The organism is Haloimpatiens massiliensis (genome assembly GCF_900184255.1).
Classification (GTDB): domain Bacteria; phylum Bacillota; class Clostridia; order Clostridiales; family Clostridiaceae; genus Haloimpatiens; species Haloimpatiens massiliensis.
On sequence record NZ_LT854640.1, the window covers coordinates 1,149,123 to 1,166,494 of the forward strand.

Sequence of the window (17,372 nt, forward strand, 5' to 3'; positions counted from 1 at the left end):
CATAATATAAAAACAATAAGGAGGAAACCTCTATGTACCAACGTCAAGAAATCTTTAACATAATTGAACTTTTTACTTCTCAAAAGCTTATCAATTTTTATACAAAAATCTTTGATAATCTTGATTTATCTCCATTACCCGATAGGGTTCCTTCTAAATATGGCCCTACTGGATTTTCACGCCATGCTCTTTTTAGAGCTTTCATCGTCATGAAATGTGAGAAGTTTGCCCAAATTACTGATCTTAAAGATTTTTTAGAAAATAATTTAATTATAGCCCAACTTTGTGGTTTTAACATNGTATTTTAGATATTACTATTGTATTTTATTCAATAATAATTATCAATATTATTATAATTGATAAACTTAATTACAATTTCATTTCTTTTCATTAATTCTATTTTACTCTAATATTTCATTTAAATACTTTCTTTTTGTAATAAAATAAAACGAAGTTTGTAGCATAAGATATATTAAAGATACTATAATTGAAACTAATAGCAACTTTTTGTACATTGAATAATTAGAAGCCATAATAGCAATATATCCTATTCCTACAATGCTTCCTAAAATAATAGGAATAAAGAAAGTAGGTCTTAGTTCCTTCGAAATAATCCTCTTCATCTCGCAATCTGTAATACCTATTTTAAATAGTTTTTTATATTTTTCTTTTTCATTTTCTATATCTGTATATACCTTAAAATATAATACAACTCCACTAGATATTAAAAACAGTAACCCCATAAAACTTATTACAAAGAATAAAAAACCATATTTACTTATATCAATTTTGTAGCTCTCTAATTTAGACACAGGTCTATATACTTCTATGCCTTCTGCATCCCATCGCTCACGCTTCTCAATATTATTCCATATATTATTATCAGAAATTCCATTACTCTTTTTTAAAGCTGTAATTAAATTTTCTAAATTAGCTTCAGTATTATTCCAATTTTCAAATTTCAATAAATTGAATGACCCAACATTTTTACTACTCTTTTCAGTCATCATATTATAATCTTCATCATTTAAAATAATTAACTGTAAAGTATCATATTTACCCGTAGCCATATAATTTAATGTATTTTCATATATTTCTTCTTGTACTTTAAATTCATGAAACTTTCCTTTATCTTCTCCCTTTATCTTTAGAATTTCGCCTTCTTTACACCATGCTTTTTTCTCTTTTCTATAACAACAACTTACAGCATTATCTTTTTTAACATGAACTTTTTTTCTTGATATTTTATTAATCTCACTTTCAGAAAAAATTATGCTATTTCTATCCCAAAGCTCATATTTACCAACATAATATTTATGAAGTTCCATTGTAGTAAAATTTACTTTCTTTTGCTCATTAAGTGGATTTTCTTTTGTATTCACCACTTCTTTTAATTTATTCTGATATAACTTATTCATACTTAAAGTCTCTACATACATAATATCATAAGGATATTCCTTCATTATGTTATCCCTTACTGTCATATAAAATCCAAAGGTTAACCCTATAAAAAATATAGCTGCACTACTTAAAATGGATAAAGTATATAATATTTTCTTATACTCATTAAATTTATAATTTATCTCATTTAAACTTATAATTCGTTTAAAATATATTGTAATATTTTTTTTATACAATTTTATACCTAAAGAACCAAACTCTGAAATTATAAAATATAATCCTATTCCCAATATACACATAAAAACTACTACCATAAAAGGTTGATGTTTAAAAATATCTCCTAAAATTGTATAATAGGTTAGTATAAATGAAGCCCCTATTAAAATCACACCTAAAATTCCCAACATAGGGTGAGTAACTTTTTTATTTACACACTTTCTACTATTTTTTAAAAGCTCTGTTACTTCCAATTTTCTTATATACATTTTTATTATAAACATTACAGCTACATATATTAGAAAAAATAATCCTATACTTAAAATGTAGCTCTTATAACTTAAAGTATAATTTATATTCTTAAGTTCCAATATTCTAGTTACTATCATAAAAAATAATCTAGAAAAAACTGAAGCTACTAACAAACCCAAAGTTAAAGCTCCCAAAATAATAATGCTGTTTTCAATATTTACTATTCTATTTATATCTTTCTCTGTCATACCTAAAGTTAAAAATAATCCAAATTCTTTACTCCTAGATTTTATAAATGAAGAATGAGCATAGCTTATAAAGAAAAAGCAAAATGCACCAATAATTATAAGACAACTTTTTATAGTATTGTATAGATTAGGGCTAACACCCTTTATTATGCTGTCATTAAATAATAGCGTGCTATACATAAATAAAACTGTTATACAAAAACTACTACATAAAAAATACGCAAAATATTTTTTAATATTAAATCTAAAATTTTTAATTGCAATATCTTTAAATGTCACTTCTCTCACCACCCATAATAACTTGACAATCAAGTATTTCATCAAAAAACTGTTTTCTATCACCTTTTTTTACAATTTCCATATGAATGTTCCCATCTTTTATAAATATAATTCTCTTACAAAAGCTAGCAGCAAATGGATCATGAGTTACCATTAAAATAGTGCTATTCATACATTCATTCATTTTACTAAGGCATTTCATTACGTTATTTGAGGACTTTGAATCTAAATTTCCTGTAGGCTCATCTGCAAGTACAATAGCAGGATCATTTACAAGTGCTCTACTTGCTGCTACCCTTTGCTGCTGACCACCAGACACATTATAAGGGTATTTATTTGCAATATCCTGTATTTCAAAAAATTTCATAATTTCTTTTGTCTTTTTTTCCATAACATCGGGTTTGATTTTGTCCAGTATCATTGGCAACATTACATTTTCTTTTAAAGTTAAACTATCCATGAGATTAAAATCTTGAAACACAAATCCTAGGCTCTTTCTTCTAAATATGGCTAACTCATCTTTACCTAAAGTTTCAATATTTTTACCCATAATTTTTACATTACCGGATGTAGGCTTGTCTATGCCTCCTAAAATATTTAAAAGTGTACTCTTTCCACTTCCAGAAGGCCCCATAACTCCTACGAACTCTCCCTCTTCAATTTTCACATCTACTCCATTTAAGGCATGAGTAGAATTGCTATCATTTTTTCCTCCATAAATCTTAGTTAGTTGTTTTGTATCCACTACTATCATGTTTTCCCCTCCAAATGTAATATATAATTAAACCACAAAAAGATACAATGTAGTGAAATTTCATAATTCAAGTAATGTAATACTTTTTGTGCCATAATCAATATATTATTTTAATTATTCAATTCATTCCTTATAGCTAAATTATATATCTTACAACTTAAAGGAGTAATGCATTTACCTTACCCTAACCTTACGATTTTGAAAGGTACTTTATTTTTATTTCTGTTTCTTTCTTCACTTCACTTCTTACAGATATTTCATGTCCCAATTTCCCACATATTATTTTACATATGTATAATCCTATTCCCGTACTTTGTTTATGTCTTCTACCATTAGTTCCTGTAAAAAATGCCTCAAAAACCCTATTAATATCATAACTTGGTATACCTATACCTTCATCCTTTATATTAAGAACTATATGATTTTCCTCCCTCTCAATTCTACAAATCACAAATTTACTTACATCTTTCTCTACTTCACCCGCTCTACTATACTTAATAGCATTGGAAATAATTTGACCGATCATAAATTCATTCCATTTTCTATCCGTTAGAATTTTCGTATTTTTACATTCACACAACACCTTTGGAAAAACCTTGTTATATATGAATTTATTTTTTTGCTGGTTAATAACCTTCTTCAATGAATCACATAAGTCCACAGCTTCTGGAATATAATCCTTTGAGAAGTCCTCTATACGTATCATATTTAATATCTGGTCTAAACCATCTAAAAGCTTTGTATTTTCTTCCCTTATTTCTTCAATATATTTGTATATTAACATTGAATCATCTAACTTTTCAGTAAAGCAATGATAATCTAAGTTTTCTATAATCTTTTGAATTATAATTTCAATTATGGATACAGGAGTTTTCATATTATGAACCCATTGTGAAAAAAATTTGTTGTTTATTCTGTTATCCTCTTCCATAGAATTTACATTGCATATATATATTTTATTCATTTCATATAATAACTTTTTTACTCCTTTTTGCTCATAGGTTATTGCATATATATCATCTATATTTAAATTTTTTATCATCCGTTTAATGCTGATATTAAACTTATAATAGATATAGAACTGAAACACTAAAAACATTACATATAAAAAAATTGAAATCAATATAGGATAAAGTAAGGGGATTCTTTTATCTACATAAAGATAAAAAAATAAAATAATAACAAACGTATTAATAAAATAAATGAAGGTTGTACTAATCTTATCCTTTATAAAATTTAAAATTATTCTTTTCATTTCATCACCCAATATTTTAAACTACTTTATTGATTTAGAATCAATGAAATAGCCTACACCCCTCTTAGTTTTAATAGCATTTTCTATACCAACGTCCCTTAACTTATTTTTTACCCTTGTTACATTTACAGTTAATGTGTTATCATCCACAAACACAGTATCATCCCATAGGATTTCTAATAATTCCTCCCTTGTAACCACCTTATCCTTATCCTCAATTAACTTTTTTATTAATTTACATTCATTTTTACTAAACTCTAGCTCTTTATTTTCATAAATTATCTTATAATTGCTTTCATCCAACGTTAAGCCATTTATACTGATATTATTGTTTTTTACATACTCTCCACAACTTCTTCTAAAACATGCTTTTATCTTTGCTAAAAGTATTTGAAGACTAAGGGGCTTTGTAATATAATCATCTGCTCCCAATTCAATTCCCATAACCTGTTCGGCTTCTGCTGTCCTTGCAGATATAATAATAATTGGAGTTGTATTTTTTCTTCTAAATATGCGACAGAAATAAAATCCATCATAATAAGGTAGGTTTATATCTAATAAAACCAAATCTGGATTTATACTGTAAAATTGTTCCTCTACTTTTTTATAATCTTCTACAGTTTCCACTTGATAATCATATCTTTCAAGATATTCTTTTATGTGTTCCTGCAATTTCCCATCGTCCTCTATAAGAAAAATTTTATACATTTTATCACCTTTTCTCTAATAATCATCATAAAAATAAGAGATTTCGTTTATAAATACAAAATCTCTTACACATGATATATTTTAGTACATATTTATATAGGTGAAACCTCACCATTATGGCATATCATAATATATTTTTATAAACCACTATTCATTATATCTTATTTTATCTACTATAGAATCTTTTTTAAGACTTCTTTGAGCTAAGTAAGTAATTAAAATTTCTACAGCTATTAGTATAACTATAAGGGATATAAGCGAAATTAACGGAAACTTATACACTGCATAGGTAGCTTTTTTTCTAAATAACCTATAGCATATATATCCTATTGCAGTTCCTAAAGTTACTGATACTACTCCACTTATTAAGGCATAGTACATCCCCTCTATTTGAAGAGTTTTTATAAGCTGCCTATCTGAAAGTCCTACAGCTTGAAGCATACCTATTTCCTTTTTTCTTGCAAGTATACTAGTAATTATTGTATTTATTAAATTAAGAATACCAATAATCGCTATTACAAAAATTATACTACCAGAAACCACTTTAATTCCTCTGAATTGATTTTCAAGTTTCTCTTTAACTTCTCTATAATCCATGATGGTTACATTGCTATTTCCAAAGCTCTTTAAAGATTTTTTTACATAATCATATTTATCCTCCTTTATATCTATATTTAATCTTACAGGCCTATCATCCTTAAGAGTCCTTACAAAAGTATCTTTGTGAGTTATAAACTGTGCACCTCCCCAATGGGACCAGCCTAAATCTTCTACATTCTTTGTTACTATCCCATCTACCATAAACTCTAAAATTTTTCCTTTACTATTGCCACTAATTTTCTTTAAACGTACTTTCTCTCCAACTTTAAAATGACAAGGCCTATTTTCTGCCACTACTACCAACACTCTGTTTTTATTCTTTAAATCATCTAAACATAATTTTCCATCAGATAAATATTTTTTAGAATCTCTTAACATTTTGTCATCAAATCCATAAAAATCACATGATATATTTTTTTCATTGAGGATAGTTTTATCTTGTAATTTAAGTGAAGTGTACCTTAATAAACTTACATTTTCAACACCATTTATATCTTTTATACTTTTAATTAAACCGCTTTTGAATGGATTAGATACCCCATCATCAGTCTGTGCATGCATTGAAGTCATTTGAAAATCACTTCTAATCTCCTCCTTTACACGCTGATTTATATCCATACTTGGAATAATTGTTGAAAATATCATAAATAAAACTCCACTTATGGTTAAGGATAATAATGTCATAATAGTTCTTTTTTTGTTTCTCCATAAATTTAGATATGAAAGTTTTTTCTCACTTATTTCTTTTTCACCATCTTTTATTACATTTTTCTCTTTCATCTTGGCTCCACTAAACCTTATAGCCTCTATAGGAGATACCTTTGCCGCCATTCTTGCAGGTTTTATTAATGAAATTATTACTGTAAGAAGACTTACTATAATTGTTACTAAAATTATATATGGAGAGGATTCTATAGTTAAATTTTCAACGTAAACCATAGGTATTACAAAATAGCTTAAAATATAACCCATCAAAATACCTAAGGGTATCCCTATACTTGACATAAAAATTCCATCTAACATAATACTTTTTCTTATCTGTTTTTTTGTGGCTCCTAATGCACCTAAAAGACCAAATTGCCTTATTTTATCAATTATAGAAATATGAAAAATATTATGGATTACTATAATTGCAGACAAAATTACCACTAGCCCAATAACAATGTAAGGCATTATAGTTTCAAAATCTATTTCAAAAGATTTTATATAATCTTTATTTATACTCATGTCATCAGATGATAATCCTAAATTTTTACCTATATGAAGTATGTTCTCTTCTATATTCTTATTATCTTTGAGTCTTACGTAATAAGACGTTTTAAAATCATCTGAATTAAATTTATTCTCAACAAAATTTCTAGATACCACTGCATTTGAAACATACTGCATTCTTGCATACTCATTCTCTTTTAAAATTCCACTTATAACAAATTCCTTTTCATCTATAATAGGCTCTTTTTTATCATCTTTTAGACGAAGTAAATACTTAAAATGTACTTTTTCACCAACCTCTGGTTTTACACGTAGCCTTTCTAGTATCCATCTCTCTACAGCTATTTCATTACTTTTCTCAGGCATACGCCCCTTTTCCAATTTTACATTTTGCATTTCCATATATGTTTTATCCATATATAAAAAATTCATTATGCAGGAACCTAAATCCTTATTTTTTACATCTGCTGCAAAAATATATTGTCCAATTTCTTTTACCTTTATATTATTTTTTAATGTATCCATTTGTTTTTTATTCAAATTCGAATATTTACCATGGCATTTTCCTACTCTTTCTTCCATTCCTCTTATATTCATAACTCTAACACTATTAGACAATATGCCTATAGATGTCAACAAGCATGTTGTTAGCACTATTGTAATAATGGTGAGAATATTTTTTCGCTTATTGCATTTAAAATTTTTCCACGAAAAATTTAATATGCTACTCATTTTTATTCCCCCCATTAACTACTTTTCCATCAGTAATCCTAATTACCCTATCAGCCATTTGAGCTATTCTGTCATCATGTGTAATCATAATTAAAGTTTGATGATACTTCTTTATAGACATTTTCAGCAAATTAATTACTTCTGCACTATTTTTAGAATCTAAATTTCCTGTAGGCTCATCTGCTAATATTATAGCCGGCTTAGTTGCTAAAGCTCTAGCTATAGCAGTTCTCTGTTGTTGTCCTCCTGAAAGCGCATTTGTAAGAAACTTCTTTTTTTCATATATTCCTAAAGTATTCATCAAATCATCAATATACATCTTATCTACCTTTTTACCATCTAATCCTATAGGAAGTGTTATATTCTCCCAAACATTTAAAACTGGCACAAGATTGTATGACTGAAAAATAAATCCTATTTTTCTTCTTCTAAATACAGCCAGTTTGTTGTCATTCATAGAAAATATATTTTTTCCATCTATAACCACCTTTCCACTAGTGGGTCTGTCTAAACCTCCTAATATATGAAGTAGGGTACTCTTTCCAGAACCTGAAGCACCTACTATTGCAACAAATTCACCCTCATCAATACTGAGACTAACGCCATCTAATGCTTTTACAAGATTATCTCCTGCTCCATAATATTTCTTCAATAAATCTGATTCCAAGATTTTCATATTTACTCCCCCTATAATTATTAATCTGACATTACTTAGTTTCAGATAAAACTTGTAACTCTTCTTTTCAATTACAACTATAGGATAGCATCTTATATTTACATTAGACTTTCAGACTTACTTACAGTTTTGTAAGTAAAGACTAAACTTAGTTCCTCTACCTTCCATTGAATCTACCATTATACTTCCTCCCTGCTCCTCAAATATCTTCCTAGTTAAATATAGACCAACACCAGAACCTTCGCAGTATTTAACCCTCTGTGATTTTCCTCTGTAAAATCTTTTAAATATATCATTAAATTCTTCCTTAGGTATCCCTATACCGTTATCTTCAATATCTATCCTTAAATAACTTTCCATTAATTCAGTAGTAATCACAATATGACCATTGTTTTCAGTATACTTTACTGAGTTCTCTAAAATATTAAATATAGCCTCTTTAGTCCATTTAGGATCATGACAAACTAACACAGAATGTATTTCTTCTGCATTTATTTCAATATTTTTTTCTTGTGCCTTAATAAAAACTTCACTAATAGCCCTTAACAAAGTTGACTTTATATCCTTTAACTCCTTCTTAAGTTCTATCATGCCCGCTTCCATTCTAGATATCTTTAGCAAAGAATTAAAAAGCCATTCCAATTTATTTATTTCCTGTTTACTCCTAAATAAAAATTCCTGTATTTCTCCTTTAGTTAACTCCTCCTCTATTAAAAGAGAATTAAATAATTTAATAGAAGCTAACGGAGTTTTAAGCTGATGAGATATATCTGTAACTAAAGATTTTATATTTTCCTTTTCTTTTTTTAAATTTGCAAAATTATATTGCAGGGCCTTTGACATCTGTTTTATTTTAGAAGATAACTCTGAAAATACACCTTCTACATTGTCTTCTAAATTCAACTTAAAATTATTATCCATTATAGAATCCACAGCTATAGATATTTTATCTACTTTCTTTATAAAATAGATAACTGCACATGTTAATACACAAATAACAACTACTGTTAGCAAAATCATAGAGATGAAATCATAACGAGCTAACTCACAAAAATATTTTCTAAAAGTGACATCTTCCCACATTTTTATTTCAGTTTCATAACCATACTTGTCTAATATTTTCTTCCCATCATTTATATCTTTTTTATTTCCCTCATTAAAAAAGGTTTTTACTATTTCATTTTCTTTTTCTGGAGATATATTTACCATTTTTCCTATTAGCTCTTGTGAAAATTCCATATGCTGTTTATGAATTAAATTTAAAGTTGCAAAATGTACATAAAAAACAATTAAATTGTTAATTATTAAAATGGTCATCCCAATAAATAATACTTTTTTAAGTAAAGGTTCTCTTTTAATATATCTAGTCATTTTATTGTACACCTTTCTACCCAAGTGTACCCAATTCCCCTTATGTTCTTTATATATTTAGGATTAGACGGATCTTCTTCTATTTTTTTTCTAAGCCTGCTTATATTTACTGCCACAGTATTTTCATCTACAAAATTTCCTTCTAAATCCCATAATTCATTTAAAAGTTGTTCTTTAGTTATAACTTGTCCAGAATTAGATATTAAATATTTCAATAGCTTAAATTCAGTTTTGCTTAAAATTAATTCTTCCTTATCTTTAAAAACTTTAAACTTATCTGTATAAAAAGCTATGTCACCTGTATATATAGCTTTTTCATCATCTTTATTATTTTTTCTTCTTAATACCGCCCTAACTTTTGATATGAGTACCATAAGACTAAATGGCTTTGTAATATAATCATCTGCTCCCAGGTCATATCCATTAACTATATCTACTTCCTGGTCACAAGCAGTTAAAAATATAACTAACGTATCATCCTTTTCTCTTATAAACTCGCAAAATTCAAAACCGTTTCCATCAGGTAAATTCACATCTAACAGAACAAGATCTATATTATTTTTTTTTAAAATATTCTTTGCCTCTTTTATACATCTACATGTAAAAACACTATATCCTTCTTTTCGAAGTTTAAAGCTTATGCCTCTATTTAATGATTCATCATCTTCTACTAATAAAATATTCCCCATAACAACACCCCTTTTGTAAAAAACTAAAAATATTTCTTACCGTATTAACAGTTATAAAATATTTCTATACATTTTTTTGATTCTTTTTTATTTTTTAATTCTAGTAATAATTCTCTCATAAAGCCACCCAAATCATAATGTTCAATTTTCTTCAAATCTGCCCATATATATTCTTCCGCTTCGTCATTTAAAACAACATTACTTGAATCAGTCTTACACATATAGTCTATAAAAATAAAATGCTTTCCCTCATAAAATGTATCACTATATACACTTTCCTTTAAACTAATTAATTTAATATCATATATGTCTAAGCCTGTCTCCTCTAATATTTCCCTTTTTAAAGCATCTTCCATTCTTTCTCCCAATTCAATATGTCCACCAGGAATTACATATTTATTTCCCCATTTATGGGATTTACAAAGAAGTATTTTGCCTTCTGGATTAAAAATTATAGCTCCAACAGTTGGTTCAGGATACCTATTCATAATTTTCCTCCTATACAAATATTATTTTTTAATCAAATCTATATTATATAAAATTTTCAAAATTTATAAATTATTACTCAATACTATATCCACCATTATATTTTATTTTCATATGATTTTAGAATATTATGATAGATATACTTGATACACATATATAAATAATATATTACTCACTTAATTATAACTATTCCTTATAACACTTGCCATACAATATATTACAATTATAATTTATAACTTTAGTTATATAGATTTTTACCTAAACAAAAAGACCGCTTTTGCGATCTTTATATTTAAGAGAATTCTTTTTTTACAAATTCCTCTAGAGAATTTATACCTCTGCTACAGCTATTATTTTGGCATACATATATAGTGGTCTTGTTGTCTATTTTACTGTAATCCTTAATATAAGGTATTATCTTTACAATATCCTCATTTCCATCATATACTATGGTACTAGTAAATGGTAAAAATCTCTTATTAATCTCACATAATATGTCTTTTACTTCTTTATCTTCCTTATGCCCACATATAACAATCTCCTTACCTCCTTCTTTAGCATACATAAGTGCCATATTAAAGAAATTATATAAACTTGGGTTAGAATTTACCTTTCCCCCAAAGCATTTAAACATTTGATTCACTTTATTTTCAAGTTCCACATTTCCTGTTATTCTAGCCAATCTAATCATATTTAAAGCCGCTACTGAATTTCCAGATGGAATTGCCCCATCGTAAATTTCTTTAGGCCTCACTATTAAATTTTCTCCATCTTCTCCATATAAGAAAAATCCCCCATTTTCATCGTCCCAAAAAAGCCTTAACATTTCATCATTTAATTTTACAGCTTCTTTTAAATATTCATCCTTGAAAGTAGCATTATAAAGCTCTATAAGAGACCAAATAATAAAAGCATAATCATCAAGATAAGCTAAAAAATCTACCTGACCATCCTTGTATCTAGCCATCAATCTTCCTTTTTCATTTATCATATTATGTAGAATAAAATTCACTGCATTTTCTCCATAACTTATATAATTTTCATTATTTAAAACTCTTCCTACATGAGCTATGGCTGCAATCATCAATCCATTCCAAGAAGTTAATATTTTATCATCCTTATGTGGATGTATTCTTTTTTCCCTATGTTGAAAAAGCTTTTTTCTACACTTATACAAAATCTCTCTCACTTCTTTATCCTTTTCTAAATCACTTATATCAGCATTTATTAAATTAGGTATGTTTTTTCCTTCAAAATTGCCTTTATCCGTTATATCATAATACTTACAATATATTTCCCAATTATCTTTAAGTACATCTTTTATTTCATCCTTACCCCATACATAAAATTTACCTTCTACTCCTTCTGAATCCGCATCTTCCGCGCAATAAAAAGCTCCTTCACTACTCATCATATCCCTTATTACATAGTCTATTATCTTTTCGCACACTTCTCTGTAAAACTCTTTTTTAGTAACTTCATAGGTCTCTATATAAGCAATAGCTAAAAGAGCATTGTCATAAAGCATCTTTTCAAAGTGAGGAACTAACCACTTTTCATCTGTAGAATATCTAGAAAATCCATATCCTATGTGGTCAAATATGCCCCCCTTAAACATATGCTTTAAAGTTTCCTCTACCATATAAAGAGCTTTTTCATCTTTATGATGATCATAATATCTGAGCAAAAACATTAAATTTTGAGCAATGGGAAACTTAGGATAAAGCCCAAATCCACCATATTTTTTATCAAAACCTTCCCTAAGCTCTGTATACGCTTTATTTATTAAATTTTCTCCTACTTCTTCCACTTCATCCTTAATGGCTTCTTGCATTCTCCCTGTTATATAATGACTTTTTTCTATCAAATTCCCTTTATCTTTCCTCCAAGCATCAACTATGCCTTTTAGCAAACTTACAATTCCTCTCATTCCATACCTATCTTCTTTAGGAAAATACGTGCCTGCAAAAAAAGGTTTCTTTTCAGGAGTCATAAAAACACTTAAGGGCCATCCTCCACTGCCCGTAAACATCTGGCAAAATGTCATGTATATACTATCAATATCCGGTCTCTCTTCCCTATCCACCTTTATGGACACAAAGTTTTCATTTAATATTTTAGCCACTTCTTCATCCTCAAAACTTTCGTGAGCCATTACGTGACACCAATGACAAGTACTATAACCTATGCTCAAAAATATAGGTTTATCTTCAGCTTGTGCCTTTTTAAAAGCCTCCTCACACCAAGGATACCAATCTACGGGGTTATGTGCGTGTTGGAGTAAATATGGAGATTTTTCATTTATAAGTTTATTAGCTTTTTCAAACATATTTTCTTTTACCATATTATCACTCTTCCTTTATATCTTTATCCCTATTACTATACCCGAAAAAGCTATGATATATAATTTCAAATAATACTTTCAGCATTCTCCACCTTTCCCCCGGAAAAAGTTATACCCCGCCATTCCGGTTTATTAACTTTATACTGTACAACAACTTTGTTGTTTTCCTTATCTATAATCATACACATATTCATTAGTTTTCTTAAAGCTTCAGTATTGTGTTTTCATCTAACATAAACTCATCAAACTCATCAAAAGTTTTAAACTTAAAGGCTGAATCAAAAGCTCTAGCAATCCTTGTTAAACCTTCATCAATACAGTCAAAATCATTTTCTATAACAGCTTTATCTAGCATATTAAATGATTTTTTAAACCCATCATGTTTTTCTAATAAATAATTATTTACTAAATTATCTAGAGCTTTCCTTTCTGCATTCAATCTCATTGAGCAGTAGTCACAAAATTCCATTATTCTTTGTCGCTTTTCTGCAGCTACTTTATCATAAGATAAAAGTTTTACAGTTGCTGAATATAATTGTGTTCCAACTAAATATCCAATCATACCACCAATCGCTTCACCAACAAACTTTCCAACTGATGCTCCTGATAAAGTCCCTCCACCTGGTAAAACAAAGGTTCCAACAAATCCACCTGCTACTCCTCCTATTAATCCACCAATTTGGGAACCGATTAAACTTGCAGTTATTCCAGTTCCCTTTTCTCCTAATTCAACCACTAACTCTTGTCCCGATATTTCTCCACTAAAGTATTTATCAAAAGATTTTACTGCTTCAATAGAACAAGTTATTGCAACAGCAACATTATTAGATACAGTTTTCATACCTTGGGATACACCTTTACTTACTACATTAGTCCCTAACTTAGTTGTAATTTGTTCAGCTGTCTTGTCTAACCCTACCTTAGCCAAGCTACCACCAGCAGTAGTTACATATGATATAGCAGATGACATTGCAACATCTTTTGATGTATCAATTATGGCTTCAAATATCTCCTTATCCCCATCAATAACAGCCTTAATATTTTGAGTTCCAGATACAACACCTGTTATTCCTGCTGAAACCTTAGCAGATTTCATACCTTGCCCATTAGCATCTTTAAAGGCTTCTTTACCCATAACCTTATATCTAGACATGTCATTTTCAGAAGCTTTTACCGCCTCTTCACGACTTCCTAATTCCGTTGCTTTTTTTGCTGTATCCTCATAGTTCTTTGCCTTTTGTAAATTTTTCTTATATCCTTCAACATCTCCAGTAGCTTTACATGTTTTAGCCTTTTCCTTTGCCTTTTGTGCTGATTCCTTTGCTAATCTTCTAACTTCTTCTCCCTGTCCTTTTGGAACATACTTAACATCATTTTTATTATATTCACTCTTTTCACTTAAAGCTTCCATAGTAGATTTTGCATCTTTACAATACTTAACTTGTCCACGCGATATAACATTATCATTAGCATCGCATATTATTAAGTCTGAAACTGGGTCTATTCCTGACTCTGACATCTTCATTCTGTTACCAGATTTATTCTTTATTTGCTCAGCATTATAATTTTTCTCTGCTAAAATCTCTCCTGCTCCACCATGTTTTTGTTTTGCGCTCCCTTGAAGATGGTCTCTATCTAATTTCTTAAAGGCTTTATAATCACTATCTAAAAGTTTAGCCCCTATATTAGTATTTTCTTGAACACTAGCAATAGTTGAACTTCTAATTGCTTCTTGCGTTTTTTTATTATCTGTATCCATGAATTCCTCCTACATCTTGTTAAAATTAGCTAATAAATTATCTGCAACCCTAACAGCCTCATTAACTTTTTCATCTATAGAACCATCGTCATTTAATCCGCTAGATTCAATAATTAACTTAGTTACTATAGCAAATTTTTCAGTCATAGCAAGTTGCTTTTTAACTTCCAATGGATACTTACTATAATCATTTCCATAATCTTTAATATTGCCTGCAAGCTGCATTATAGCTGCTCTAAATCTCTTATCTACATCTCTTAAAACTCTAGTAACTAAAATCGCTTTTTCAGCCTTATAATTAATTTCAGTAATCTTAGTTTCAAAAGCCTTGGCTTGTGTTTCCACCTTTTTTAAATTAACCTTCGCGTCTTCAATCTTCTCTTGAATTTTATTATATTTTATGTAATTTGATAAAATATAAGCGCCTCCAAAAGTAACAGACATGACAGTTCCTAATACTAGTTGGTCTGTATTTTCTTTATATTTATAATTTGAACTATTGTTAACTGCACTAATATGTAAATTAGTATCTTTCATAAGAGCCTTCATTTCTAGCTCAATTTTATTTAATTCAATTCCCTTAATATTTTTATATACATCTGCAAATACTGTTAAAGTCTCATTTTGAGATTTACTTTTTGTTCTAATAAGAGTGCTTATAGTGTTTTCATAACGTGATACAGCTGATTTGTAATCTCTTTCAGTCTTTTGAGCTAAACTTTCAATCTTATTATTTATATCTATTAGTTCATTCTTTGCTTGATTATTAACTGCATTTGATGCAACTCCAAATAAAGTAGTGCCTGCAACAGCAACTCCTGCTAAAATAAATGGTATAGGCATAATTATTCCTCCCTAAGACTCTTGCATATTTTATAATTCTCATTATAATACTCTTCTTTTGTAATAATATCCTTAAAAAAAGCCTCATATCCCTCATCAATTCTACAAATTAACGGTCTAGAGTTATATATTGTACATTCATTACTTTCTTCATTTAACCATTTACATATTCCATCACCATTATGAAAATCATCATATAATTTACTTTTATTTAAACTTCTACAACATTTTCCACACTTTATGCACTTAAACATAATTAATTTAATATATCTTCTACTTTTTTGCTTAGCTTAGTCATTTCTTGAACCCACTCAATACTCTGTTTAATAACTATTTCATCAATTTCAAACTTATTTGCAACTTTATCAATTAATTCCTTTTCTAAGCTATTGCCATCATTGTCTGAAAGACTTAAAGCTATTAATTCAATTAGAATGACCTTTTTATTCTTTATAGAAGTTGAAGCTAAAGCATTTAATATTTCTTCTAATTGTGTATTTTGTATCAAATACTCATCCTCACTAATTCTCATTTCATATCTGTAGGTATTCATTAATTGAAGCTCTTCATTACTTAAATAATTATCACAGTTAATAAGTACATTGGCTAATTCTAAAAAATTCTTTTGTTCTTCTGTGGTTAATAAATGCAAAAACATATTTTACTCTCCTTTATATATTAAATTTTTCTATTAATCTAAATCCTTATTAATATAGATAATATTCGTCAAAATACCATTTTTTCCTTCACAATTCGCACACTTATTCTAAACTTTTTAACATTTTTCCAATATATGCTTACATATTTTAACTGTAACATATAGTTAGCTGCTACCATAATATGTACCAGTAATAAAAATAAAATATTCAATAATTATCCCACAATAAGCATTACATTACCTGAATTATGAAATTTCTCTAGAATGACTTGCATAAGAAGCGAAGGAACTGTTTAAATTTAATTTTAGAAATTCTTATTTTAGACAGATAAAATTATCGTAAGCATGGCAAGGACGCCAGGCTAGAGAACCTGAGGCAGGACGCTGAATGTAAGCGTTAGATAATTTTATATGGTTAAAAGATTAGAATTTCTTAAATTAAATTTATTGTTCCCAGCTCTTATGCAAGTCATGGAGGAGAAATTTCATAAGTCCATCGTATCGTACCTTTTTGTGGTTTAATCATTCAATATTTATTTGCATTTTATGGAGGTTAAAATTATGGAAAAACTTGATTATAGTAATATAACTCCTCTTTATTGGACTAAAGATACTCGAATAGGGAAAGTTCTGATTAATACTGAACCAACGCCCTTAAGAGTGGAATCTGAAAATTTACCTAGGAGAAGGCAATTGTGGGTTGTTAATGACTCCGCTACTTATATTTATCATCCTACTGATCCAAATTTTACACTTGAAAGTGGTAAATATATATTTAATGTTCCTGCGGAAGTTATTGTTTATGACCTTAATCCCGATGAAAATTTGACTATTTATGCAAGGACCAAAGAGTATCCTGTAACAATTAGAGTATTCGAGGTGATTTAAT

Annotated in this window: 15 protein-coding genes; 1 reads left to right on the forward strand and 14 read right to left on the reverse strand. The window is 28.4% G+C overall.

Annotated features, from left to right (window positions below):
- Nucleotides 1-401 precede the first annotated feature (401 nt).
- The 14 genes from C1715_RS13705 to C1715_RS13770 form a co-directional block, all read right to left on the reverse strand.
- A complete protein-coding gene (locus tag C1715_RS13705; protein WP_180964095.1) occupies nucleotides 402-2,396 on the reverse strand; it encodes an ABC transporter permease in 1,995 nt (664 codons plus the stop codon).
- Entirely contained in the window at nucleotides 2,386-3,150 is a 765-nt protein-coding gene (locus C1715_RS13710; protein WP_102401034.1) for an ABC transporter ATP-binding protein, read from the reverse strand. The genes C1715_RS13705 and C1715_RS13710 overlap by 11 nt, the downstream gene beginning before the upstream one ends.
- A 190-nt stretch (nucleotides 3,151-3,340) precedes the next feature.
- Nucleotides 3,341-4,192: a sensor histidine kinase gene (locus C1715_RS13715; protein ID WP_180964096.1), complete on the reverse strand. Its 852-nt coding sequence runs from the start codon at nucleotides 4,190-4,192 to the stop codon at nucleotides 3,341-3,343.
- Between the two features lie 234 nt (nucleotides 4,193-4,426).
- The gene (locus C1715_RS13720) at nucleotides 4,427-5,113 is read right to left on the reverse strand and encodes a response regulator transcription factor (RefSeq protein WP_102401036.1); all 687 of its coding nucleotides are present in this window, start codon (nucleotides 5,111-5,113) and stop codon (nucleotides 4,427-4,429) included.
- A gap of 147 nt (nucleotides 5,114-5,260) precedes the next feature.
- Complete coding sequence (locus C1715_RS13725; protein ID WP_180964097.1) at nucleotides 5,261-7,657, reverse strand: ABC transporter permease; 2,397 nt, start codon at nucleotides 7,655-7,657, stop codon at nucleotides 5,261-5,263.
- A complete protein-coding gene (locus C1715_RS13730) occupies nucleotides 7,650-8,333 on the reverse strand; it encodes an ABC transporter ATP-binding protein (protein ID WP_102401038.1) in 684 nt (227 codons plus the stop codon). Before C1715_RS13730 ends, C1715_RS13725 begins: the two co-directional genes overlap by 8 nt.
- Before the next feature lie 117 nt (nucleotides 8,334-8,450).
- On the reverse strand, nucleotides 8,451-9,704 hold the full coding sequence (locus tag C1715_RS13735) for a sensor histidine kinase (RefSeq protein WP_102401039.1): 1,254 nt from the start codon (nucleotides 9,702-9,704) through the stop codon (nucleotides 8,451-8,453).
- The gene (locus tag C1715_RS13740) at nucleotides 9,701-10,393 is read right to left on the reverse strand and encodes a response regulator transcription factor (RefSeq protein ID WP_102401040.1); all 693 of its coding nucleotides are present in this window, start codon (nucleotides 10,391-10,393) and stop codon (nucleotides 9,701-9,703) included. Before C1715_RS13740 ends, C1715_RS13735 begins: the two co-directional genes overlap by 4 nt.
- Nucleotides 10,394-10,437: 44 nt before the next feature.
- On the reverse strand, nucleotides 10,438-10,881 hold the full coding sequence (locus C1715_RS13745; protein WP_102401041.1) for an NUDIX domain-containing protein: 444 nt from the start codon (nucleotides 10,879-10,881) through the stop codon (nucleotides 10,438-10,440).
- Nucleotides 10,882-11,171: 290 nt separating this feature from the next.
- Nucleotides 11,172-13,223, reverse strand: a complete 2,052-nt coding sequence (locus C1715_RS13750) for a thioredoxin domain-containing protein (protein ID WP_102401042.1) — start codon at nucleotides 13,221-13,223, stop codon at nucleotides 11,172-11,174.
- Between the two features lie 202 nt (nucleotides 13,224-13,425).
- Entirely contained in the window at nucleotides 13,426-14,982 is a 1,557-nt protein-coding gene (locus C1715_RS13755; RefSeq protein ID WP_102401043.1) for a hypothetical protein, read from the reverse strand.
- A gap of 9 nt (nucleotides 14,983-14,991) precedes the next feature.
- Entirely contained in the window at nucleotides 14,992-15,825 is an 834-nt protein-coding gene (locus C1715_RS13760) for a hypothetical protein (RefSeq protein WP_102401044.1), read from the reverse strand.
- 2 nt (nucleotides 15,826-15,827) lie between these two features.
- On the reverse strand, nucleotides 15,828-16,079 hold the full coding sequence (locus tag C1715_RS13765; RefSeq protein ID WP_102401045.1) for a YkgJ family cysteine cluster protein: 252 nt from the start codon (nucleotides 16,077-16,079) through the stop codon (nucleotides 15,828-15,830).
- 2 nt (nucleotides 16,080-16,081) lie between these two features.
- Nucleotides 16,082-16,483 (reverse strand): hypothetical protein, encoded by a 402-nt coding sequence (locus tag C1715_RS13770; protein ID WP_102401046.1) that lies wholly within the window; start codon nucleotides 16,481-16,483, stop codon nucleotides 16,082-16,084.
- Nucleotides 16,484-17,044: 561 nt separating this feature from the next.
- Between C1715_RS13770 and C1715_RS13775 the strand changes: the two genes are divergently transcribed.
- Nucleotides 17,045-17,371: a hypothetical protein gene (locus C1715_RS13775; protein WP_102401047.1), complete on the forward strand. Its 327-nt coding sequence runs from the start codon at nucleotides 17,045-17,047 to the stop codon at nucleotides 17,369-17,371.
- Nucleotide 17,372 lies beyond the last annotated feature (1 nt).